Consider the following 24,100-nt stretch of genomic DNA (forward strand, 5'->3'; position numbering starts at 1 on the left):
CCCGGCTTTCTTTTACCATTTTCGGATAATACCGTTAACCACATAATGGACAATCGATCCGACTACCCCAACAATTATACCCATTACCGCTCCCGTAGTCACACTGCTAATAAAAGCAAATGCTCTGGCAATCAGAGTACCCATCGCCCCGGATAAATGGCTCAAATTCCCTCCCAGCTGGATGGGAGCCTCAAACACAAAGTTCCACAACAGCTGATGAACCACCGCCAGCAAAATTCCATAAAGCAATCCGATGCTGAACCAAGCTAGAAAAGGACGCTTTACATTTTTCCAGACTACATAAATTAACCAGACAGCTATGGGCAAACCAACCAACAAACGATTAACGGCACCATGAGGATCAACCAGTCCCAAATCGTGAGCAACGACACGGGGAACCCCCAGTGAGGCTAATACAAAAAGCGTTGTCCATGGCAGACCTGCCATCTGCTCGATTCGTTTAATCACTGTACTCCCTCCTGTTATTACGCTATAATCTTTAATCAAATTATTAGCTCCCTATGAACACCTCCAAGATTACGCTATCGTTGTTGCGAACTTATGACGAAAATGTTCTGCGTTTATGAAATTGGACTTAACCGCTTTACGCCGGAATCCCGAAGCGGGTACAATCGAATCGTTGCCTGATTGAATCCAACCTATAATTGCTAAACCATCCGCAGGGCAATGCGAGACAAGCTTACTAGAGGCGTACATTTTAGCGAAAACTAGTGAAAACATGGAGGGAAAATGACATGGCACCTACCATGCAGCGGATACTGCTGGTCGATGACGAGCAGCAGGTTCTTGAGTTTATTCAGCCTTTTTTAGAGGAGGAAGGCTATGTGGTTATGACTGCCAGCAATGGTGAGGAAGCCCTGGCGCTTGCCCAAGCTCAATCCCCGGACTTGGCAATTCTGGACTGGATGCTGCCTGGTATGAACGGAATTGAGCTGTGCATTCGGTTGCGGGCCTGGAAACCCATCGGCATCATTATGGTTACAGCGAGAGCTGAGGAGCATGATAAGCTTACGGGGCTCGAGATGGGAGCAGATGACTATATTGTCAAACCCTTTTCCCTTAGGGAATTGGCTGCGCGAATCCGTTCCGTCCTTCGTCGGACACAGGATTCCGGGACGAGCGCTTCTCAATTGATGGTCCGCGGGGAGCTCAAAATTTCTCCGGAAGAACTAAGGATCTGGAGATCGCAGCAAGAAATCCAATTAACTCCGACGGAATTCAAGCTTCTGATGACCATGGCCGCAAAGCCGGGAATTGTCTACAGCCGGATGCAGCTGCTCGATATGGTTCAGGATGATTTTTTGAATGACGAACGAACGATTGATGCGCATATAAGCCGCCTGCGTAAAAAAATCGAGCTGGATCCTTCCCGGCCCCACTATATTCAAACCGTATATGGCTTCGGATATCGGTTTAACGGAGAGATCTAATGAGTATTTTTCGCAAAATGTTCCTCACGTTCAGCTGTCTTTTTATCGTCACACTGGGTGTTTTTATGACCGCTACTTATTTATCCGTTCAACAGCTAACCTCCTATATGTCCGGCCAGACTCAACAAGAAATGATGACTACTATTGAATCCAAGTTAATTGACCATTACAGGAGGCACCACGGCTGGAATAATTTAAACCAGCTGACGATTGGACTGGAAGATCATTGGCAGATTGTCCCCCATACCCGGGGCTCCAATACTATACCTGCAGCAGGGCGCGGCCATGAGGAGCAGGCAGTAAGACTAGGCATTCCCCACAGCTTCTCTACTCCAGACGGGCAAACATGGACCCTATATTATCTTGATTCTGCCGTAAGAATCATCGCTATCCTGAAATATGCTGTTCGTGACGCTCTTGTGCTCAGTACAATAGCCGGGGGCTTGCTGCTTATCGTCATCACTCTGGTCATTACGTATTTCATTTCAAAAAAATTAACCGCTCCTGTCCGTACATTAATACCGGTCATGGACCAAATCGCCGGCAATCAATTTCACGTACGAGCAGAGGTCCATACTTCCGATGAGTTTGCAAGAGTAGCCGCAACGTTGAATAACATGATGGACGACTTGCAGAAGGCTGAACAGACGCGTAGGCAGCTTACTACCGATATTGCCCATGAGCTGAGAACCCCCTTAACGATCATCCAGGGAAAGCTGGAGTCCTTGCAGCAGAGACAAAAAGCGCTTGAGCCGCATGAACTGCTGCCCCTGCAGGACGAAATTCTTCGCTTAAAGAAGCTTGTCACTGATCTGCAGCAATTGTCGTTAGCCGAATCCGACCATCTGCAATTGAATCAGCAAAGCACCAATCTTGTATCCTTCTGCCAAGATATCGTTAGCCAGTTTAGCCTGGAAGCAGATGAGCAAGGGATCACCCTTTCCTATCGGTGCCAACAGGATACTCTTTACTCGGTAATCGACACTTATCGAATGACGCAGGTCATTATCAATTTGCTTTGGAATGCCATCCGATATACTCCTCGGAACGGGACGATTGTAGTGCAGGTCTACTCTACAGGTGAAGAGGCCTGCATTGAAATTTCCGATTCCGGCATCGGCATTGCTCCGGATCAGATCCCCAAATTATTTCAGAGATTTTACCGGACAGATGAAGCCAGGAATCGGGTCAGCGGAGGAAGCGGCTTAGGATTGGCTATTGCTTGGGAATATGTACGGCTGCACGGAGGAACGATTGAAGTGGAAAGCCAACTCCGGCAAGGGGCTACATTTCGTATCCTTCTCCCTCTGGAATCACGAAATGAGCGGTGAATTTCCGACCGAATTTCGTATCATCGCCTTCTGGAATCACCGAATGAGCGGTCAATTTCGGACCGGCGGCTTCAGCGATTTCGGGACGTTTACCAATCTTTTTGCTTCGGTAACTTCCAATTTTCCCTTTGAGGACTATACGAATTCGTTACGCAAAATTTTTTCTGCTTCTTTAAGATCGCGAGCCACATAATCGGGTTGAATACCTGCAGGCAGACGCTTGTTTAACCGATTGAGCCAAATCGTCCGAATGCCCGCTTGCTGCGCCCCATGAACATCACTTCTGGCGGAGTCACCGATATGTACGACCTCTCCCGGCTCAAAGCCATACCGTTCTAAAGCCTCCTCAAACAAGCGGGGGTTGGGCTTATAAGCACGGACATCCTCACTGGTGAGCACAGCCGTTATATCCAATTGATGGATAGCTATGGCCGCGTTAACATCCGCTGTATCAATATTGGACAAAACGTATCTCGGACGATCGGCAAAAGCCTCCAAAAATGGCTGGGTATCCTCAAAAAGCAGCGGATTTGCCCAATGAGCAAATTGTGGTTCTATGATAGCTTCCGCATTTGCCCGCGAATCGAAATACTCCACTGTCTCGATTAACGATTTGAGACTGAGAGCGCGCTGCGTCTCAAAAGCTGTTCCAATGCTGCCCGTCATAAGCGCTGAAAAACTCTTCCACCAATAGGCAGCAATCTCTGTCACTGAGCTTTCGGGTTTGGTAGAACTCAGGCGGATTTCCTCGCAAATGACCGGAATGATGTCGTCATCCTCATGTACTAAAGTGCCGTAAAAGTCTAGAAAAATAGCTTTCGGTTTCATACACATAGGCCTCCTCCAGGAATAGGAATATTAAAAAAAGCGCAGGACCTCATGGTCCCGCGCTTAAGTCACGGGCGGGCCAACGCCGGAAAGCGTTAGCCTGCCCTGATCGTACAGGTAGACTAACGCTGTTGGTGATGATGAAGTTGTTGGGTCTTTAGACGATTCATTGGAATCCACCCTTTCCCAATACTCGCTTCTTCGTAAACCAAATTATAGTGGATTCCTGGTACGTTAACAAGCAATTTGTTTGTCAGAAGCTTATTCTATCCATTCAGGAGTAATATGAACGCTGAATCCATGTCAAGAATGTACGGGTGAACCCGGCCTTTGCTCCAATAGCTTTTCAATATGCGGCGCAATGCGGGCGGGGTCATCTGCGGGAGCGAAACGGCGGATGACCTTGCCGCTGCGGTCCACCAGGAATTTGGTAAAATTCCATTTGATCGCTTTGGAGCCAAGAATCCCTCTTGCTTCATTTGTTAAGTACTCAAACAAAGGATCAGCTTGTGGACCCTTGACGTCAATTTTCGAGAAAAGCGGAAAGCTTACACCAAAATTAAGCTGACATGCCTGCTCAATCTCCGCGTCGTGTCCGGGCTCCTGATTCGCAAACTGTCCGCAAGGAAAGCCTAGCACAGCAAAACCGCGATCTTTATACCGGTCATGAAGTTCCTGCAGACTCTCGAACTGCCTAGCGAATCCGCACTTGGTGGCCGTGTTGACAATTAGCAGCACATCGCCCTGGTACTCCGACATGCTCTGTTTTTCTCCTTTGATGGTCTCTACCTGAAAATTGTAAACAGACACAGCTAATCCCTCCTCAGCTTCTTGGTTTATAGAATGAGGCTATCAATATTCTTGCGGGTACCCTCGTCGGCCACCAGGCTCATGATGTCATGATGTACGCGATGTACGCAAAAGCCGCGCAAACACCCGTGGGGATCGCGAGGTATACGCAAGGGCTCGCGAGGTTCCGCGAGTGGTCTCGCGTGAGATGCGTGCGGGACAAGCAAGCACGAGCTGGGGGAGGTACGCGTTAGGCCTCGCAAAAGCCGCGCAAGCACCCGTGGGGATCGCGAGACGTTCCACGCTAACGCTCGCCCTTGCTCTTATTTGCCAGAAAAGACAGGCTTTTTATTTCTAAAGCTCCTCCTCGCTCTTATTTGTGACAATTAGCCAGAAAAACCGCTATCTGAAGCAAAATAAGGACCGCTGCAAGCGTTACAATTCGAATCGGGCTGCAGCCGCGCCTGCAAGCCGAAATGCGTCCTAAACGCAGTCCGGAACCCTTGCCGGATCCGGGCGCAATGCAGTCCCGAACCCTTTTCCCAAACACAAGCCAAGACGCTACCGGAGACACAGTGTGTGAAAAAAAGGCCCCCCAACTGCAGTCTCTATCCCAACTATCATGCTCAGTGAACCGTCAGCCTTCAAATCCAACTATCATTCTCAATGAACCGTCAGCCTTCAAATAAAAGTTATCCCCTTGATGAGACATCCATATGAAAACAGTCATGTCTCCTCCAGTTCTGGCACAACTCCGGCATGCAACTAGCCATGGATGGCGGGGTTCGCGGGCTTGGCTTGCTTCCTGCATTTTGTACGAAATGTCGTACAAAAGCATGAGGTTGAAGGGCAATTACCGGTGATTTGTATGAAACGTCGTACAAATACAGGGGATTAAAGGGAGATTACCCAAGATTTGTATGACAAATCGTACAAATGCATGGGATGAAGGGCGATTGCCCGAGATTTGTATGACAAATCGTACAAATACCGGGGTCAAAGAGTTGAGTCCGTACAAATGCCGGGGTTTAAGGAGCTGCAGCCAGTGTTTCAGACGAAATTTCTTAGCAAGTTATGTGATTAAAGCCGATAACCCGAGATTGCTCATCATGTGGGGCGTTTTATTTTCACAGAAAATTATCTTTTGTCCTTGTCTTCTACACTTATTCTTGCCTCTGCTCTAGCTCTAGCCCTTACCCTTACCTAACCTTTCCCCTTTCTTTGCCCTTCCCTTCCACTGCCCTTTCTCATAGCCTCTTCTCCCTTTCTATTCTCTTATTCCCTTCCCCTTTTCCCTCTCACTCCCTTGGGTTCTACTTCTACTCCTTGTGGTCATCGAAACTTCACCTGTAATATAAATATCTCTTCGTTCCTCATTAAATCAATGGCAGTGAACATACCTCAAGTCGCATTTCATTAAAACAATTGTAAACTACATAGTCCAAGTCGTACTTCAGCAAAAATAAGTTTTAGCCAGATTAAGCCGTAAAATTCGTAAGTTTCTCCTACACTATTATAATATTAGCTGCGAGCAGGATCGAGAAACAAGTGCTGCAATCGGTATCAAGTCCAAAAATATGAGAAAAACACCATAGGGTAGTTTGTGGTTTGTGGTTTGTGGTTTGTGGTTTGTGGTTGTGGTAGTAGTTGTGGTTGTGGTTTGCTAGCATGATTTAAATAATTGCAGGGGTGCAGAAAGTGAACCTGAAATGACTCAGATTCAACTGTTGAGGATATGTCTCTCTGAACTAGCATGATCAAGAGGCGTCCCGCGCTAACGCTCGCTATAGCTCTTATTTAGCGGAAAAGACCGTTTTTGACCCCTGATTTTATTCAAATAGGGACCACTGCGAGCGTTACAATTCAAACAAGCAGCCAAACGAGCTGTGAACGACCTGTAAACAGCAGCAACAACTACAAACAGCCTTCTTCTGCCCCCTGACCAACCTTTGCGTAATCTGCCTTAAGTACACAATTTATATAATTAAGTGCATTTTTATTTTTTTGCGGATTGGTAGAATGAGAATAGAAATGTAAGCGCTTTAAAAACCTATTGGATCCGTTTCCCTGGGAGCTTCCACTGGTCGCTTCCTTTGAGATTATTCCTGTAGGGTTCGTCTATTGGATAGTTTCTATTTCTTTTGAATAATAGTCGGAACTTGATTAATTTCTATTATTCATCCAATCTATTATTCATCCAATAGTCATTATTTTAATTAATGCGCTTATACGTTTTATACTTGAAAACCAATGTGGATAGCAGAGAGAACCGACTAGTAAACAAAAAGGAGATGAGAACTTTGAAAACCGCTTCGTTGCGCTTGCCAAAACTGCTTTTGCTCGTCTTATGCTTGGGAATACTTAGCCCTTATCTCGTGCCTCAAACAAGCTCAGCTGCAGTCAATTATGAGGAAGTCCCGCTTCTGAATGCAGGTTTTGAAGACCCTCTTGATCAGGGAGAAATTCCCGGGTGGAACTTTACAAGCCCCTTATCGCGCAATGCTTTTACGATTTCTGATTCTGTATATAAAGAGGGCTTTACCAGCTTAAAGCTGCTCGATTTATCGGCCAGTAGTTACGGACTTGAGAGTGATTATATTCCGGTTTCCCCCAATGATATTTATACGGTCAGCGTTGAGACCTATTTGGAGCCCTTTACCGAGGAAGATCTGCAGGTGATGGCGGCTAACGGAGTCTCGGCTCCACTGCAGGAGGTGAACCGGCCGGGACTGTATGTCAGATTTTATGATGAAAATCATGTCAGAATTGACCAGCGCAGCACTGATTTCACTTCCCCTCTTGAGGAATGGGGAACGATGTCCATCGAGCATTATCAGGCACCGGCAAATGCTCGCTATGCCACCATTTTGTTCTGGGGCTTTACATCCAACGTGGCCAAGGCATACTTCGATGAAGTACAGCTGTGGGTAGCTGTGCCTGAGACATCCGATAATATGCTGCACAACGGAGGATTCGAGCTGCCGCTAACCTCGGATGGTGCTATTCCCGGCTGGACAGTCATCGGAAACCCGGCCTATTTGGAGATTACCGATGAAATTCCCGCCTTTGAAGGACAGTATAGTTTAAAAGTTAATGACCCAAGCAGCGAACATCCGGCTGCACTTGAATCTTCCTTTATTCCAATTACCCCGGGTGAGATTTACGAAGCAAACGCCATGGTTCTGGCCCCAGAAGGGCGGATCGGCCTCTATTTGAGATACTATGACCAGAATGGCGTAAGGATCGGCAACTACTCCGTATTTACTACGGATGAACATAAAGATGACTGGGCTCCGCTGTCCCTTTCTTACGAAGCACCTGCCGATGCTGTACACGCTACAGTCCTTGTCTATTCCACTATAGCGGGAACTGCCTTTGGTTATGTAGACGATATTCATCTAGTCCAATTCCAGCCCTCTAACTTCGGGGTCTTTACGAACTTAGGGACTCAAATTACCCGGGCTGTTTCACCAAGCGCAAGCTTTGCAAGAGACAGCTCCGGGACTCTCTATATGCACGTTGCGGTCAATGGAGAGCCTGCCAAGCTAGCAGTTATCAATATGGAAACCGGGGAAGTGGAGCGAATGCTGGATTTGCCTGGAGCTTCTACTGCATGGGCGATGGAAACCGGTCATGACGGGAAAGTCTATATCGGCGGATCCCGCAATGGACAGCTGTATCGTTATACCCCCGGAGATTCTTACGTTGAATCCGTGGGCCGCCCCCAAGGTGTGACTCATATATGGGATATCAAAAAAGGACCTGACGGCAAGCTATTTATAGGAGCTTACCCCGAAGGCAACGTCATTGAATTTGATACGAGTACGGATAGCTTTACGGATCACGGTCCTATGGTGCAAGGAGAGCTATACGCCAGAAGTCTGGATTACGACGCAGAGGAAAATGTATTGTACGTAGGAGTGGGAACGACGACGCATTTGATCCGTTATGATCTGAACACCGGAACAAAGACAGATATACTGCCTGCCAGCTACGAAGACAGTTCTTATCCGATGAGCGTGAATGTTGTTGGGGATTACTTGGCTGTTTATCTGGAGAAATCGACCGTCCTGTTTATTATGAATAAACATACAGGCGAGGTTGTATATGAGGAGTCCCAGGCCAGACAAAGGGTCGCTGCATCGCCGGAAGAAGATAAGATCTATTATTTGGCTGACAATCATCTCAAAGTTTTCGACCTTGCCACCCACGCATCAGATGCTCTTGTCAATTTGCAAACAAACGCCTACCCGCGTGATATTACTTTGATTGACCTGGACGATCCGGCATTTCCCGGTCTATCCCTTGTTATGTGGCTTGGTGGCAGCATAGCAAAATACAATTTGCAGGACGGTCATTATGAAGCTTCCCTTATTGCGGTACCTGGTCAGCCTAATGAAATCCGTACCCTTGCCAAAGGCCCGGACGGTAATATTTATAGCGGGGGCTATCTCGGCGGGGCTTCCGCCTATAACCCGATAACCGCCAGCATTCATGGCTTCTCCGGTATCAGCCAGCCGGAAGCGATCACTTCAGCGGGAGATAAGCTCTACTTCGGTGTTTACCCTGGAGCCAGAGTAGTGGAATTCGATACTGCTTTACCTTGGGGCAGCGGCAATCCGAGAACGGTATTGGATTTGTCGGCTTATGACCAGGACCGCCCGTTCGGAATGCTGGGTGTAGAGGAAGAAAACAAGCTATTCATCGGTACGGTGGCTGCCTACGGCAAGCATGAAGGAGCTTTGGCCATTTATGACCTTGGCTCTGGTCAATTAGATCATATGGAGAAAAATATCGTCCACAACCAGAGTGTCGTATCTCTCGCCTATCTGGATGGCAAAGTTTTTGGCGGCACCTCGATTTGGGGAGGGCTAGGTGAATCTCCAACCGAACAGGAAGGCAAGCTGTTCGTCTGGGATGTGGCAACCAAAACCAAAATAACCGAACTGACACCGGTATCTGGCAAACGGGCCGTCACCGGTTTGATTGTCGGACCAGACAATAATATTTGGGGTATAGCGGAAGGTGTATTGTTTATTCTCGATCCTAAGACATATTCGGTACTCTACAGCTCGCAACTTTTCTCTGTCCATTATGGGGATACAATATGGGGTGATGCCAACATGGACGTTGGTACGGACGGGAATGTGTACGGTACATCAATGGGCCGTTTTTTCAAAATTGACGCCGGCACCAAGCAGTACACCCTGCTCACCAATACGATTAATGATGCCCGGTACTTGGCCCAGGATGAATTTGGCCACTTCTATTTCCGCAGCAGCGTCAGTGATCTGTGGAAATATACTCACGAAGATTTGGTCCTGCAGCTGTCAGATGTCATTCTATCAGCCGAACATACGACCCTTCAAGCTGGCCAGCGCGCCCAATTAACATTAGATATCCGGCTGGACAATGGCAAAAGCTTAACAGCTTACAAGGATCTGCAAATTGAGCTGCGGAGCACAAATGCTTCCGTCCTTTCAGTCGAGGATGGTGCGGCAATTGCACTATCACCCGGGCAAGCAGACTTGCTAGCCGAGGTCAGCCTGCACGATGTGACGGTGCAATCACTGCCATTGGCCTTCACAGTAGAAGCGGCGGAGAATGTTGATGCCAACGGCCTGCAGCACTTGCTGGATCATTACTACAATATGGGGGAGCTGCAAACTCCGCTCTACCGGCAATTAAGCAACCGTCTGACACAAGCCGCCCGCCATGAAAAGAACGGACGCCTTACTCAGGCTTTGGATCATCTGGATAAATTCTTTATTCAAATGCATAACCAGGGCATGCAATCCTTTATAACTCCTGCAGCCAAGCAAGCCATTGAGCAGAAAGCGACACTTCTGCGAGAGCAGTGGACTGACAGATAAATTTCATTTTGTTAATTGATCACTTGGAAAAGACCAAATTCTGCGCTGCAGCGTGGCGGGAATTTGGTCTTTTTGTCATACAACGATAACAAGCCGCCTAGATTTCATCCTCTTTTTTTCTCGTTTCTATATTGAAATGGATTTCCGGCGAGAAGTAAAATTAAATTGAATTTTTATTCTTTAGAATGTATTATTATTCAATATCCACTCGAAGGGAGCCTGGGAACCCATGCAATATATGCAATATAGAGAAATGACTATTGAGGATTACGAGCAGATGATAGAACTTTGGCAGAAGATTCCGGGGCTCGTGTTGAGTCAAGCTGATTCCAGAGAAGGAGTAGCTGAATTCCTGGTTAGAAACCCTGGATTAAGCTTCGTATGCGAGTCTAGCGAAAAAATCGCCGGTACGATGATGTGCGGACATGATGGAAGAAGAGGATTTATGTACCATGTCGCAGTTGATCCGATGTATCGGCATCAGCAAATCGGCAAGCAGCTGGTGCGCTTGGGGTTAGCAGGCTTGCGCGAAGCGGGCATTGAGAAATGCCACATTTTCGTGCTTGCAGATAATGAAACCGGAAACCGCTTCTGGTCCTCCCAGGGCTGGCAGAAACGAAATGATTTTTTTACTTATTCCAAAAATACATAGCCTTTTCCGGCATTCATAAAACGTGGGAATTAAGCCGATTGGCGGTTTGGCGATCCTGCTGATCCAGTAAAATCTAGCCTGCCCAGATTCTCTTTATACTTGGTGAGAAATCGGTAAGCGTACTCCGATCTGCTATAGAAAATGTTAGTTCAAACACATCCGGATTGCTCATATCTGACCATTCCTTAAACCCAATTCTGGAATCGAAGTGCTTCAAGAGAAGCGAGAGCAAATTCCCATGCGAGACGAGGATAATGCTTTGGCTCTGGCTGGCCAGAGCTTCCTGGACAACGCGAACAGCCCGGTTCATAGCTGTGCGGCTGGATTCTCCGCCTTCGTAGCATATATCCAAATCATCATAAGTCGCGCGCAGCTTGTCCAGCCAATCGGCCAAATCTTTCTCTGCCAACACACGCTCCTTCAGCCTCTCCTCCAGGCTAATCGTTAGGCCAAGCCGGTTGGCTGTCGGCTTTATGCTTGAATGAGCCCGCTCATAGGGACTGGCTATAATTGCATCCACCTGTTTATCTGTGAAAAATTCCGCCAGCTCCTCAGCCTGCCGGGTACCGATAGAGGTTAATCGGGCTGCGGGGGCCTGCCCTTCTGCTTTACAGTGCCGTACCAAATAGATTGTTTTCATTACGATCTTTCCCTTCCTTTTGTGCTGACTAATTTTGACTAAGGCTCTAAGTAAGCTATAACTAAGGTTCTAAGCAAGCCCTGACTTTTTACCAACAATTCTTTTATTAAGATTGCAGGAAATGAAGGCCCGCAGCAGAATATCTTAGAGTTCAGCAGTTAGCATACTTCAAAGTTAGAGATCAGTCGATAGCTAGGGTAAGAGTCGGCAGCTAGCATACTACTAAGTTAATCCGAATGGATAAAAGGAGGCAAAGGAATGGGGGTAACGTTTCGCCATGTGACCAGAGCTTTGATTCTGGATCAGGAGAAGCTGTTAATTGCGCGGATGAAAGGGGCCCACTCTTTTTTGCCGGGAGGAGAAATTGAGCGCGGTGAAGGTGCGCAATCCGCTCTCAAAAGAGAGCTCCAAGAAGAGCTCGGCGTTGGTTCCTGCGAGATTGTGCGTTTTATGGGTGTCGTCGAATTCGGAATCAAGGAAAAAAATTACTGTGAAATCAACCATTTATTCGAGGTCAAGTGCTCTGAACTGACATCCGGCAGAAATCCTGAAGCTTTGGAATCTCATTTAGAATTTTTTTGGCTGGAACCTACGCTGGATAATCTCCGAAAGTATGATGTGCTGCCTTATCTCGTACAAGAAATGATACCGGAGGTGCTGCAAAAGCAGCAGCCGATGTGGGTTAGCAATATGTAAAAAAACGGACTTCCAGCGGCATAGTCAGACAGGCAGAATTGACACAACGAATTGTTGTAACTATAATGGATACAACGGTGGTGATATACTTGAAGCAGATCAGTACACGCTTTTCTATTGCCGTGCATACGTTGTCCCTGATCGCAGTTAGTCCGCAGGAATGCACAGGGGACTTTATAGCAGGCAGCGTCAATACTAACCCCGTGGTCATCCGCAGAATTATGAGCATGCTCAAAAAAGCCGGTTTAGTGGATGTTCGGCCGGGGGTCGGCGGAGCGAGGCTGCTCAAGGAGCCTGGCGAAATTTCACTTCTTGACATTTACCGCGCGGTTAATGTTACGGAAGAGAATCAATTATTCCGGATGCATGATAATCCCAATATTAATTGTCCTGTCGGAAGGAATATCGAGAAGGCTCTGCAATGCCAGTTGCAAGCGGCTCAATCTGCCATGGAGAACAGGCTTGAGCAGACAACGCTTCAGCAGCTAATTCAGCAATTTGAGAAGTAGCTGCTGCTTTGTGAACATACGTCGACCAGATTTCTGGGGTTGTTGTATCCACTTTAGTTGTAACCAAACAAGTCACAACTAAATAAGGAATAACCAAAAGATTATACTGGATAATCGCTATATCACCACTATTGCTTTTTAGGGAAATGCTGCAATGCATCAGATAACTCGCTTGCCCACATACTAATTACAAAAATTAGGAGGAACATGCTATGAAAATGTTGGTTACCGGAGCAACAGGTAAATTAGGCTCGAAAGTCGTAGACATTCTGCTAAACACTGTACCTGCCGATCAGTTGGCGGTTAGTGTCCGCAATCCGGAAAAAGCAGAAGGCTTAAAGCAGCGCGGCGTTGATGTTCGTCATGGAGACTTCGATCACCCGGAAACATTGAAAAAAGCGTTTGCCGGAATTGACCGCTTATTGATTATTTCTACCGATGGGGATAACGATACCCGGATCCGGCAGCACGGTCATGCTGTAGCAGCAGCAAAAGACGCAGGAGTACAGTTCATTGCTTATACAAGTCTTACTAAAGCGAAAGAAAGCCGCAACTTACTGGCACCAACGCACAAGGCTACTGAGGAAGCTATCCAACAAGCCGGCATCCCATACTCTTTTCTGCGAAACAACTGGTATTTGGAAAACGAGTCCTCCAGCATTCAAGGCGTACTCGCCGGCGCCCCGTGGGTAACATCCGCAGGCAGCGGCAAGGTAGGCTGGGCTTTGCAGCAAGATTATGCTGAAGCTGCAGCTCGCGTGTTGTCCGGCAGCGGGCACGATAATACAATCTATGAATTGTCCGGAAAGCTGTTGACTCAAGAAGAACTGGCTTCTGCCCTGGCCAGCGTAATCGGTAAGGAAGTACCTGTACAGCAGGTTGATGACGCCGCATACGCTGAGGTGATGAAGAATGCGGGAGTACCTGATTTTCTTATCCCTTTACTTGTAGGCATCCAGCAAGGCATTCGTGAAGGCACTCTGGAAGTAGAAAGCAGCGACTTTGAAAAATTGTTGGGCCGCCCGGCCACCCCGGTTGAGGAAGGTCTTCGTCAAATTGTTCAGCAGCTCGCTTAATTCATAACGAAGACAGCTGCCAAGCAGACGCTTACTTAAGTTTTAGGGCCAAGCGGCCGCTTACTGATGCTTTTGGGCCAAGCGCCGCTTGCGGGACGGGGGCTTCTTACCTGCGTGTGACGAGACGAATTCGCAGTTCGGGGGGGGGTCCAAAAGGACGTACCGACGAAGCCCCCGGTACCAGGTTCAGCGTTAGAGACGGTGGGCAGCCGCATTTTCAGCATGTCTCCTGCCGTCCTCGCTTCCCAATCTGTCTTTTGTTCGCCACTTTTCAGGATGTTCCTGCTCCTCTCTTCCCCTCCGTGTCTATAGCGTTGTCAAGCCCTGTTATTGAGCATGCAATTTTGTAGATAATTTGCCAGATAAGCATAGGTTGGCTAGCTTAAAAGCTCTTACTCCATTCCTCTACCCTGCGAAAGCTCTCTTCCTCAGAGATATCCTCAATTCTTGTCATAATCGACCAACGAATTCCGAACGGATCCAAAATACTGCAGTACCGGTCGCCTGAAACAAAGTTTGCAGCCGGCTCTCTGACAGCAGCTCCATGAGCGACCGCCAAAGCTAATGTGCGGTCAACATCCGGGACGTAAATGCTTAGGGAATAGCATGCATTACCTTCCCCTGGCGGGAGGATCAAATGATATGCAGGATTGGCGGCTCCCAGCTGCAGATACCCGTTGCCAAAATCGATATCGGCATGAACGATCATTTTGCTGCCTTCTTCCCCCATCTCGGTCACACTCTTCGCCTTTGCCCCAAATACGTTTTCGTAAAAGGCAATAGCTGCGACCGGGTTGCTGACAACAATAAATGGCGTTAAGGTACTATATCTATTTGGTTTCCCCTCAGTTGTATATTTTCCGGTTACCCCTGATTGCTTTTGTTCATTGGCCATTACAGATTCCTCCCTGGTAAAATTAATAGTGAAATCAAGCATGATCCCGGCGGACAATGCAGCAGCGGCGTTATCCACTAATCCAGTGGTATCTTTGTATGAGCAGCATTGCTAAATCGGCTGGCGTCTGCTAGTCTCCAGTATAAGAGGATTACTGATCGGATGTATTGTAAAAAGGCGACAGCATAGCGATTGTCAGGAGGATGGTTGTAACGTGAAGGCTAAAGACTCGACACGAGGTATTGTTCATGCAGCTTCCGGACAAAACAAATTTACTCTGTCCCGCATTGTACCGGGAAAGCTGCTCGAGCCTTTCATCGAGCATTATTGGGCTGTCCGCTATAATCTGCCGGAGGGAGAAACATACACACAGACAGTGTTGTCTTATCCTAACGTTCACTTGGCTTTCGAGGATGATGAGGAAGGACGCCGTTCACTGCTGTATGGGATCCCGAAACGCCCATTTGTTCGGGAGCTGCGAGGTGCCGGGCGGGTGCTGGGCGTCAAGTTTCGGGCGGGCGGCTTTTATCCGTTTTGGCAGCGGGACGTTTCCCTATTGACCGGCTTGACGATCCCCGCTTCGGAAATATTCAGCAACGGTCTTTCCCAATGGACGGATATGATACTTGACGCCGGCGATGATGCAGCGATGGCGCGACAGGCAGAGCTCGCTTTGCTGGAAAGACTGCCGCAGAAAGATGCACAGGCAGAGCTGACGGCTCGTATTGTAGAGGAAGCGATGAACGACCGCAACCTCATTAAGGTGGAGCAGCTCAGCGAGCGCTCCGGCCATTCCACCCGCCAGCTGCAGCGCCTGTTCCGCAAATATGTCGGCGTTACACCGAAGTGGGTGATCAAGCGCTTTCGTCTCCAGGAAGCGGCGGAGCGGCTGGAAAAAGACGAATCGGCTCAATGGGCAGAGCTCGCCGTGCAGCTTGGCTATTTTGACCAGGCCCACTTCATTAAAGATTTCAAATCGGTGCTTGGTCAATCTCCTGCAGCATATAGAAATAAGTCGGGCGGTTAATGGGATTAACCATGTTTGAGTGCAAAAAGTTCCAGCATAGTTTCATTGTCCTTGGCTGGAGCCACCGTCAGATAATTCCAGCCTGGTGCAAACTCCACCTCCATACAGACCACAAATCCCAATTTCTCCGTGTAGAATTTTTTTGCTTCTTCCTGATCTTTTACAAATATCGTTAGTTGAATAGCTTTAGTTATCATTTGCGCCCACCTTTCTTTGAGACCCAATCTGTTGGCCACCCTATGTGAAACCAACTACGGTCTTTTTGAATTCAGTATCATCTCGTATTTTAACACTCCGCCGTAGTGGACATTTCTTTTCTCTTGCTATTGAAGTCTTCTTCATAGCAGCCAACCAACTGTCGCCAGCAGCGAAACGTCAGCTCCTAGCTCGCTCATTCGTTTGCTCATGCGTCCACTCATCTACTTCGCCTACTCGTTTGCTCATGCTTCCGCTCATCTACTTCGCTTACTCGTTTGCTCATGCTTCCGCTCAACTATTTTGCTCATTTTCTAAGCTCATACAAAAAGGCAGTAGGAATCCTTCTTTCCCTACTGCCAATTACGTACTGGAGTATGGCCGTCACTCCTGCCGTTCAACTTGGTGAATATGAATTTTATCGCGCACTGCCGTATTCCGCTGACCGTTTATGCTATATGCAGACTGATTCATGGATTGATTATTCATCGAAACATTGATATCGCATTGAAATTCTACGGCTTGTCCCTTAAATATGAACGTGTAAGTTACCACGTATGGCGTTTCAATATAATAAAGGGTTAGTACTAGCGTGCTTTCGTTATTCAACGAAGCATAAATGACTACCTCTTGCCACGTTTTAGACAGATCTTTGTGATAAAAATCCCTCGTATGTACCGGTTTAGAAAAGTCAAATGGAATAATGCGATTAAGATCATGACCGATCAATTGAAGCTTCCGCGCCCCATCTTCCCGACAAAGGAAGCGGATCGTTTTAATTCCGGCAGAATTTTGACTCATTGTATAAGTGCTATTGTGAGCTATCATCGGAAGCCTATAGCTGTAATCATGAAGGATTGGCAGCTCGGCGGGACGCTCTGCAGGAAAAGGAGCATGGGCAGCCGCAGGGTTGCCGCCAATCTTAGCTAACAAAGACTGCAGCTCCATGTAGTCTTCACGTACAGTTGCACTTTCACGTGCAGTTGTACTTTCATGTACCGTTGCACTTTTACGGACGGTTACACTTTTGTCCAGAGGGTCAAGAATATGCTCAAAAATCAGGTTCAGCAGGGTCTGCAAACAACCCCCGGATTTGAAGCTTGAAGTGGCTGCAACGACTATATTTTCCTTTGGGGCCACAAAGCATAACTGGCCAAATGCTCCATCGCCCCGATAGCAGCCCCGCCTGCACAAATGAATCTGATAGCCATACCCCTGGGCTGAATCTATCCTTGAAGCACCTGCACGATTATCGCTTTGCTCCGCAGTCGCCATTTTGAGGTAGTCCTCTGACACAATTCTGTTACCCTCATACATTCCATTGTTCAAAAGCATAACCCCGAATTTCGCAATATCCTCAGTACGCAAGCTCAAGCCCATGCCCCCTGCCGTAATTCCTAATGGACAAGTTTCCCAGGCCGGTCTTGGGATGTCCAGAGGCTCGAATAAGGTGGGCATCAAAAAATCAACCAGATTTTGCCCCGTTACCTTTTCTATAATGGCAGACAGCATATAGCTAGAATGTGTGCTGTAGCGGTAATAAGTCCCCGGTTCATGCTCGACGTCTTGAGACAGAAAAGCTTTTACCCAATCCTCTTCCCTCTCTACATAAGGATAAATATTATGCTGATGACCCGCATTCATGCATAAGAGATGATGTATGGTCATTTTGGCCAAGTTCGGACTGATCGTTTCAGGCAGCTTGTCGGGGAAAAAAGAAATGACCGGATCCTCTAACTCGAGCCATCCCCTGTCCCTTGCTATGCCGACCGCTATCGAAGTGAAGGTTTTACTCAGGGAAAAAAGCAGCTGCGGGCACTCCTTGCGATAAGGAGGCCGCCAAAACTGAGCCGTGGCCCTGCCATTCTGAAGCAGCATGAAAGTGTTAACCTGCAGGTTGAGCTGTTCAATCTGATTGAAGAACTGAATTAATGCTTTCGAAGGCAGCCCGTGATGGTCAGGCAGATCTGTTATGATTCCCAATCTATAACTCCTCTCGTTTCCCCGTTTCTTGTCTGGCAAAACCAAAGGCAGCTATGATCTGCTCTGCTGTTGCCCGCGCTTCCAGTTCCGAGGTGTCGATACGCAAATACAGCTCCTTCTGAATCTCTCCCGGACGGGAATTTAGCCTGTACTTCTTCATAGTGTCCTGCAAATCCCTCTCCGACCATTCCAAATTCCGTTTGGACGGCTTGTGAGCCAGGCGGTTAGGTGTCTGATTTCGCTCTAGCCGTATCGATAAATCCGCCTCCAGTTCTACCCAATACACCTCGTTGCCTTCTTTTTCAAATAGGCTGCTAATTTCCTCTACATACTCCCAGTCCTCGGGACGGTCAAAGGCCCATACAAAGGTAAAAATAAGACCTGGCAAATCACTCTGAGCTGCTTCCTCAAACACAGCTCGGCGGATCCGTTGGATCAGCCTTTTCCCTTCAGGCGATCCGTAGCTAAACAACGCGGTGACGAAGTCTATACTCATGTGATTGTGAAAAAGCTTAAACCCCGTTAATTCAGCAAGCTCCTGACCAACGCTCATTTTTCCAACGGCCTGCGGTCCGATCAATAGGATAAATTTCAATGCTCCCCCTCCTCATCCTGTAAATCTCGCGAACCCCGCTAAGCAGCCTAACTGCTCCTTTTACCGAATTGTCATTTACTGGGGATCGTTTTTTTGTAAGATTATATAGGAAAAAGCCGATTAAGGAAACGGAAAATTAAACAGAAATCATTTAATCCCTTAAAAAGACAGGAGGACTTATGAGCGGAAGAAGCAGAAGATTTACACAGTACCAATGCCTGTTGGCCGCCCTGATTATAGCTTTGGCGCTCGCCCTGTTGTTGGTTATCATATTAGCTGCACAGCTGATGATGAACAGGACGGACACCTATATAGTATTGCCAGCCGAGCAAGCAAGCTTAGAAGTCCAGGAAGGCATCACAACCGCTGTAGAGAAAAGAGAAAGCGGTTTGCTCGATGGGAGCATTACGTACTCCTTGGACGAACGGGCTGTTCATCTAATTTTCGACTTGAAAAATGTTCATTCTAATCTCCGCATCACTTTTATAAACGAGGAAGGCTCCGGGGTCATCTTGGGAGAGGGCAATGCGTTAATGAAGCTGGGAGAGATACAAGACGAGGTTATCTTGTCGCCGGTAAATCACGGAATCGTGTTTTGGTCGCAAATTCCCCGGAGGATTCTTGGCGGGAGCAGCCAATTTACGATTAAGATAGAAGACGCTATAAGCTCCCTCCTTCTGGCGGAAGCATCAGTCGTCTTACATCATGAATAACCGGCTATGCCAGACCACCGAGTCTAAAAACTGGCCGGGAGAATACCCTTCTCCCGCAATACCCTCCCATCCTGAACTTCTCCCGTCTATCCTTTTATCACCTGCTTGAACCCTGGTACTGGCTGTCTCATCACTATACCGCCTTTCTTTGAAAGTACAGATAGCTTCCAAGGAAAAACAGAACGAAGCTGCCTCCTACCACAGTCAATAATTGATCCCAGGGAACATAGAACAGGCTGCTCTCACCCTCACGAATGTACATCATGGAAAAAGGCTGCGCCCACGGATAATAAGGCGCCACTTTATTGGAGTTAACAACCAGCAAGGTCGGCAAGGTAAAGATTACATTAATCGCCAAGGGGATAGCGAAGCTCCTGAACAAAATGGACAGGCCCAGCTGCAGCGCAAGCAGCGGGAAGGCAGCTACCCAGCCGCCAAATATGCTTTTCCAGACGATAGCGAGAGGAAATGGATCGGCAAAGCCATTGAATTTTCCAGCCAAATAAATGGACCCCATATACAGGATTTGCATGACGAATACCAGGAACAACAGCAGGCTGTATTTCGCCACAAACAACTGACCGCGGGTTATTGGCAAAGCGAGCAGATGCTTCCAGCCGCCAGCCTGATGCTCATACCTGCAAATGAGACTGGCTAGAACAGCCGTGATCAAAGGCAAAAATAAGAGGGCATAGACTATATTGGAGTAGACCAATTGCAAATACCAGGCGTTGACACCGGGGTCCAAGTCCATACCACCGTTCAGTAGCCCCATCGCTAAGCCGACTAGAGGGCCTGCCAGCCAGACAAGCATTCCTTTGGTTTTGCGAAGTTTATACCATTCCGCTTGAATAATAGAGAACATTATTTCACATCCCTGCGTTTAAAGTCCAGCATCCCGGCCAAATAAAGAGCAGCTCCCGCTATCAAGCCGAGACCAACGTTCAGTAAAGGCTCCTGCCAGGCGTTTTGCAATAATGGCCACTTCCAGATCATCCAATCCGGAAGAGCATACGGCATAAAAGCAAATACGACTCCCATAATGCCTATAGTGATGGGAAGGCCCTGATTACGGCTTACCGTAGTTAGCCATAAATGCAGAGCAAGGACAGGCAGGGCCGCAAAAAAGGGATAGAACCCATGCTGCAGCATCAGCCCATAGGGGATCGGTCCATCCAGCTGTAAAAACACTCCGTAGCCCCAAGTCCATAAAGTTAGCAAGATACAGGATAGGAAAAGGAATCCCAGCAGCATGGACATTTTCGCCAAATATACACTCAGCTTGGATACAGGAAAAGCCATAATCTGCTTCCATGCATTCGTTTCATCCTCTACACTGGCCAGTAAAGAGGTGAGAATGACAATCCCTAATATTAAAGCCAGCGGAGTAAAACTGCTGACATTTTCCAAGTAATCGCGCCAATGATCGTCACTGATTTGCAGTAAGTAGTCTTTTCGCACCCCGTAATTAACCATTTGCAGCGCCACCACGCCAAAGGGTCCAAGGAAGGTCAGGAACCAAAACCCTTTACGCCTCACTTTATAAAATTCAGCGGCAATTAGCTGTCTGATCATACCGCTTCCTCCCCCGCCGCGATCAGATCCAGGAATATCGTTTCTAAAGCTCTCTTCTCCTCCTCTACCCGGTAAACCGAATGCCCCTTCATGACGAGCGTATGGACAGCTTGAGCTACGGCTGCATCAGAGCGGTCCGCCAAATAGAGTCTGTCTTCTTTCCAATCGGCTTGAATTCCTGCAGATAGCAGGACATGCCGTGCCATTTTACTTTCGCTTACAGCCAGAGAAACTTGATTTTGCGCCAGCTTCCGCAGTGCTTGAATGGAATCCTGGAAAATCATTTGCCCTTTCCTTACAATCCCAACAGTGGTCGCCATTTGATCCATTTCCGCCAGCAAATGGCTGGAGACCAGAATGGTCATGCCGTTTTCAGAAGCCAGCTGTTTGATCAAGTTTCTCATCTCGATAATGCCTGACGGATCCAAGCCGTTAGTCGGCTCGTCCAAGATCAACAGCTCCGGTTCGTTCAGCAAGGCTGCAGCGATGCCGAGGCGCTGCTTCATCCCAAGAGAGAAGCCTTTCACCGCTTTGCCTGCCACATTGGATAACTGAACCAGCTCCAGCACTTCATGGATTCTTTTCTTGGGGACGTTTACCAGCTTTCTCCATACTTCCAAATTTTCATGAGCGGTTAGATGGGGATAGTAGGACGGATTCTCCACCAAGGAACCGACTCTGCTTAAAATCGATTTCCGTGACTGCTTCAAGTCCTCTTGGAAAATCCGAACCGTTCCCTCGGTAGGTTTAACTAGACCTAGCAGCATTCGGATTGTGCTCGATTTGCCGGAACCGTTAGGCCCCAAAAATCCGTACACGGAGCCTTTTGGAACCTTCATCATTAGTTGATTTACCGCATAATCGCGGCCATAGCGTTTGGATAAGCGGTTGGTTTCCACAACATATTCCATTATGCTCTCACCTCATCCTCTATCTTAAAGATTGAAGGTTAGATTGAGATCCGGGCTTGTTTAAAATTTGTTTAAAAAAAGACGGGAAGGTAACGCCTTCCCGCCTCATTGCCTTTCTCAGCATATGTTAAACGCTGCTCTATTTACTATTTAGTATCGAACACCGCCCTGCTTAGTTTTAATCAGCTTAACGGTCGTTCCTTGTTTGCTTGGGAGCATCACCCATTCCAGATTCATTGTCTTCACCATTTTATCCACAATGGATAGCCCGATGCCGGCCCCTTTTTCGCTTGAGTCGAGGTCAGCTCCCTGCCCTTTATCCTTAATAATCACAGCATCATAACCGTCATGCATTTCTGTGGTCACTTGCAGAAACAGCCCGGAATGAGCGTGACGCAGCACATTCTGGATCAGGTTATCAAGAATTCTTTCCATCCACTGCTTGTCTATTTCCCACATCGGCTGATTCAAGGGATGCAGATCAACCACGATCTCGAATCCTTCCTTCTCCAGCACCGGGTACCAGCTGGCCACGACTTCTCTGACAAGACGCAGCACATCCGTTTGCTCTGGCTCATAGTTCAGCTTGCTGGCCATAAGCAGCGTGTAAGCCATCAGATTCTCCATTAGCCGGTCAATGCTCACAATCGATGCCTCGATCGCTTGTACGGCCTGGCTTCCCTCCGGCGTCAGCTGCTCCTTCGTAAGAGAATAAGTGTTGGCCCTAAGCTTCGTTAGCGGGGTCCGCAAATCATGAGAAAGGTTAGCTATCAGCTCTCGCCGCAGCTGCTCTTCCTGCTGCTCTCTCTCCTTGCTTTCCCTAAGCTCGAACACCATTTCGTTAAAGGTATGCTCAAGCTGTCCAATCTCATCGATTTTATCTGCATGGATTTGAATCGGTAATTGATTGGCGTCCCGCATTTTCATAGCATCCTGCAGCAGCAGCAAGCGCTTGCGAATCCCGCGGAAGAACATGAAGGAAATAAGCAAAAACAAGAGCAGCACCAGAAGAACAGAGCCCATGAGCACCGCGCCGTATCGTTCATAGACCGGCACCAGGACGGGAGCCAGCACGGAACGCGGAAGTTCCAGCACGACAAAACCATCGGTTTGCTGTTCCCCGACAAAGGCAATGACCGTAAAAGGATCACCGCCGTATCGTTCTTTTATAAATTGGGCTGTAAAAGAGGGCGTCCATTGATGCGGCAAGGACGGATCCGCATCCAATTGCTCTGCGAGCACTCCTTGCGCATCCACCCAGAACATAGCCGCTTCCTTATAGTCTTCTTTCCAGGCAGCAAAATGCCGGCGAATTCCATCAGGTGAGGCCGCTTGCAGCTCACCCGCCTGCTCATGCCACTGTTCCTCAATAGCTGCTGCTGAAATTTGATCCTGAGGCAAGCTCGTCTTATCCAGGCTTTGAACGATGACAAAGAAAATGCCTACACCCAGATAAATGGCTTGGATTAAAAACAATGCCATAAGGATAATCAGCATATATTTAAATTGCAGTGATCTCCAAAACTTCATCGCTTCATCCGATAGCCAAGCCCGCGGATCGTTTCGATAATCGTTGGCTGGGCTGGATCCAGCTCGATTTTTTCGCGAAGATAGCGAATGTGCACCATCAATGTCTTATCTCCGTCCAGGTACGGCTCTCCCCATACATTTTCATACAAGTGCTCTTTAGTCAAAATGCGGTTCAAATTCCGCAGGAAATACTCAAATAAATAGTACTGCTTCCCGGTTAACCGGATCTCTTCTCCGTTATGCTCGATTCTCAGGTCATTTAAACGAATGGTCAAATGCTGCAGCTGCAGCATTTCCTCCTCATTTGTATGAAAACGTCTTAACAGCACTTCGATTCGTGCGGACAATTCATCCGGATGAAAGGGCTTCGTCAAATAATCATCTGCGAACTGCAAGCCCTCCAGTTTATCCTCAACGGCTGTACGGGCAGACAGCATCAGAATCGGAAGCTCGGGATTTTGCTTCTTCACCCGTCTGCCAATTGAAAAACCGTCCAGTCCAGGCAGCATCACATCGAGGATTAGCAGATCCGCCTGATGTCTGTACCGATCCACTTCTTCACCCGATTTTAACCAAATGACCTCATAGCCGCGTTCTGTCAAATCACGGGTGACCCACTCGCCAATGTCCTTCTCATCTTCAACATAAATGATTCGTTTCATGAGTTCTCACCGTTCCTCGGTCATTCATATGGCCCATGTAGAGCCTTAAACCTAATTAACCTGCTCCGAACTGCAAAAGACAGCAATAAAAGAAAGAGCACATCCCCTGAATTTCGAGAATGCACCTTAGTTGGTATTATAATCTTTATTATTGTCGCGAATAATCGAA

At 47.7% G+C, this 24,100-nt stretch carries 22 protein-coding genes; 9 read left to right on the plus strand and 13 right to left on the minus strand.

The window, feature by feature from the left end; genetic code table 11:
- Window positions 1-12: 12 nt before the first annotated feature.
- On the minus strand, window positions 13-468 hold the full coding sequence (locus PSHG_RS15090; protein WP_010274215.1) for a hypothetical protein: 456 nt from the start codon (window positions 466-468) through the stop codon (window positions 13-15).
- Window positions 469-755: 287 nt separating this feature from the next.
- On the opposite strand from PSHG_RS15090, the gene PSHG_RS15095 reads away from it, so the two are divergent.
- Together PSHG_RS15095 and PSHG_RS27750 are read left to right on the plus strand one after the other, a co-directional pair.
- Window positions 756-1,451, plus strand: coding sequence for a response regulator transcription factor (locus PSHG_RS15095; protein WP_010274217.1), 696 nt, complete (start codon window positions 756-758; stop codon window positions 1,449-1,451).
- Window positions 1,451-2,782, plus strand: coding sequence for a sensor histidine kinase (locus PSHG_RS27750; RefSeq protein ID WP_010274218.1), 1,332 nt, complete (start codon window positions 1,451-1,453; stop codon window positions 2,780-2,782). Before PSHG_RS15095 ends, PSHG_RS27750 begins: the two co-directional genes overlap by 1 nt.
- 135 nt (window positions 2,783-2,917) lie before the next feature.
- On the opposite strand, the gene PSHG_RS15105 is transcribed toward PSHG_RS27750, so the two are convergent.
- Complete coding sequence (locus PSHG_RS15105) at window positions 2,918-3,610, minus strand: HAD family hydrolase (RefSeq protein ID WP_010274219.1); 693 nt, start codon at window positions 3,608-3,610, stop codon at window positions 2,918-2,920.
- Between the two features lie 303 nt (window positions 3,611-3,913).
- Complete coding sequence (locus PSHG_RS15110) at window positions 3,914-4,420, minus strand: glutathione peroxidase (RefSeq protein ID WP_010274220.1); 507 nt, start codon at window positions 4,418-4,420, stop codon at window positions 3,914-3,916.
- 2,279 nt (window positions 4,421-6,699) lie between these two features.
- Between PSHG_RS15110 and PSHG_RS15115 the strand changes: the two genes are divergently transcribed.
- Together PSHG_RS15115 and PSHG_RS15120 are read left to right on the plus strand one after the other, a co-directional pair.
- On the plus strand, window positions 6,700-10,272 hold the full coding sequence (locus tag PSHG_RS15115; protein WP_010274221.1) for an FIMAH domain-containing protein: 3,573 nt from the start codon (window positions 6,700-6,702) through the stop codon (window positions 10,270-10,272).
- 229 nt (window positions 10,273-10,501) lie between these two features.
- Window positions 10,502-10,924: a GNAT family N-acetyltransferase gene (locus PSHG_RS15120; protein WP_010274223.1), complete on the plus strand. Its 423-nt coding sequence runs from the start codon at window positions 10,502-10,504 to the stop codon at window positions 10,922-10,924.
- Window positions 10,925-10,997: 73 nt separating this feature from the next.
- Here PSHG_RS15120 and PSHG_RS15125 read toward each other — a convergent pair whose 3' ends face one another.
- Window positions 10,998-11,564 carry a histidine phosphatase family protein gene (locus PSHG_RS15125; protein ID WP_010274226.1) on the minus strand — a complete coding sequence of 189 codons (567 nt, stop codon included), beginning with the start codon at window positions 11,562-11,564 and terminating at the stop codon, window positions 10,998-11,000.
- A 258-nt stretch (window positions 11,565-11,822) separates the two neighbouring features.
- Here PSHG_RS15125 and PSHG_RS15130 point away from each other — a divergent pair, with 258 nt between their 5' ends.
- The 3 genes from PSHG_RS15130 (at window position 11,823) to PSHG_RS15140 (ending at window position 13,845) form a co-directional block, all read left to right on the plus strand.
- Complete coding sequence (locus PSHG_RS15130) at window positions 11,823-12,260, plus strand: NUDIX domain-containing protein (protein ID WP_010274229.1); 438 nt, start codon at window positions 11,823-11,825, stop codon at window positions 12,258-12,260.
- A gap of 89 nt (window positions 12,261-12,349) precedes the next feature.
- A complete protein-coding gene (locus PSHG_RS15135; protein ID WP_010274231.1) occupies window positions 12,350-12,769 on the plus strand; it encodes an Rrf2 family transcriptional regulator in 420 nt (139 codons plus the stop codon).
- 212 nt (window positions 12,770-12,981) lie between these two features.
- On the plus strand, window positions 12,982-13,845 hold the full coding sequence (locus tag PSHG_RS15140; protein ID WP_010274233.1) for an SDR family oxidoreductase: 864 nt from the start codon (window positions 12,982-12,984) through the stop codon (window positions 13,843-13,845).
- A 382-nt stretch (window positions 13,846-14,227) separates the two neighbouring features.
- On the opposite strand, the gene PSHG_RS15145 is transcribed toward PSHG_RS15140, so the two are convergent.
- Window positions 14,228-14,740 (minus strand): VOC family protein, encoded by a 513-nt coding sequence (locus tag PSHG_RS15145; protein WP_010274238.1) that lies wholly within the window; start codon window positions 14,738-14,740, stop codon window positions 14,228-14,230.
- Between the two features lie 214 nt (window positions 14,741-14,954).
- Here PSHG_RS15145 and PSHG_RS15150 point away from each other — a divergent pair, with 214 nt between their 5' ends.
- Window positions 14,955-15,767, plus strand: a complete 813-nt coding sequence (locus tag PSHG_RS15150; protein WP_010274240.1) for a helix-turn-helix transcriptional regulator — start codon at window positions 14,955-14,957, stop codon at window positions 15,765-15,767.
- A 5-nt stretch (window positions 15,768-15,772) separates the two neighbouring features.
- On the opposite strand, the gene PSHG_RS27755 is transcribed toward PSHG_RS15150, so the two are convergent.
- From PSHG_RS27755 to PSHG_RS15165, 3 genes are all read right to left on the minus strand, one after another.
- A complete protein-coding gene (locus PSHG_RS27755; RefSeq protein WP_148497729.1) occupies window positions 15,773-15,964 on the minus strand; it encodes a VOC family protein in 192 nt (63 codons plus the stop codon).
- A 382-nt stretch (window positions 15,965-16,346) separates the two neighbouring features.
- A complete protein-coding gene (locus PSHG_RS15160) occupies window positions 16,347-17,945 on the minus strand; it encodes a serine hydrolase domain-containing protein (RefSeq protein ID WP_010274245.1) in 1,599 nt (532 codons plus the stop codon).
- Between the two features lies 1 nt (window position 17,946).
- Entirely contained in the window at window positions 17,947-18,540 is a 594-nt protein-coding gene (locus PSHG_RS15165; protein WP_010274247.1) for an AAA family ATPase, read from the minus strand.
- A gap of 179 nt (window positions 18,541-18,719) precedes the next feature.
- On the opposite strand from PSHG_RS15165, the gene PSHG_RS15170 reads away from it, so the two are divergent.
- The gene (locus PSHG_RS15170) at window positions 18,720-19,253 is read left to right on the plus strand and encodes a hypothetical protein (protein ID WP_010274249.1); all 534 of its coding nucleotides are present in this window, start codon (window positions 18,720-18,722) and stop codon (window positions 19,251-19,253) included.
- Window positions 19,254-19,386: 133 nt separating this feature from the next.
- Here the strand turns inward: PSHG_RS15170 and PSHG_RS15175 are convergent, their stop codons facing one another.
- The 5 genes from PSHG_RS15175 to PSHG_RS15195 form a co-directional block, all read right to left on the minus strand.
- Complete coding sequence (locus PSHG_RS15175) at window positions 19,387-20,118, minus strand: ABC transporter permease (protein ID WP_010274251.1); 732 nt, start codon at window positions 20,116-20,118, stop codon at window positions 19,387-19,389.
- Window positions 20,118-20,828, minus strand: a complete 711-nt coding sequence (locus PSHG_RS15180) for an ABC transporter permease (protein ID WP_010274254.1) — start codon at window positions 20,826-20,828, stop codon at window positions 20,118-20,120. The genes PSHG_RS15175 and PSHG_RS15180 overlap by 1 nt, the downstream gene beginning before the upstream one ends.
- Window positions 20,825-21,739, minus strand: a complete 915-nt coding sequence (locus PSHG_RS15185; RefSeq protein WP_010274255.1) for an ABC transporter ATP-binding protein — start codon at window positions 21,737-21,739, stop codon at window positions 20,825-20,827. Before PSHG_RS15185 ends, PSHG_RS15180 begins: the two co-directional genes overlap by 4 nt.
- Window positions 21,740-21,889: 150 nt before the next feature.
- Window positions 21,890-23,269, minus strand: a complete 1,380-nt coding sequence (locus PSHG_RS15190) for a sensor histidine kinase (RefSeq protein ID WP_010274258.1) — start codon at window positions 23,267-23,269, stop codon at window positions 21,890-21,892.
- Complete coding sequence (locus PSHG_RS15195) at window positions 23,266-23,931, minus strand: response regulator transcription factor (RefSeq protein WP_010274261.1); 666 nt, start codon at window positions 23,929-23,931, stop codon at window positions 23,266-23,268. Before PSHG_RS15195 ends, PSHG_RS15190 begins: the two co-directional genes overlap by 4 nt.
- Window positions 23,932-24,100 lie beyond the last annotated feature (169 nt).

The organism is Paenibacillus senegalensis JC66, from assembly GCF_000285515.1.
Classification (GTDB): Bacteria; Bacillota; Bacilli; order Paenibacillales; family NBRC-103111; genus Paenibacillus_L; species Paenibacillus_L senegalensis.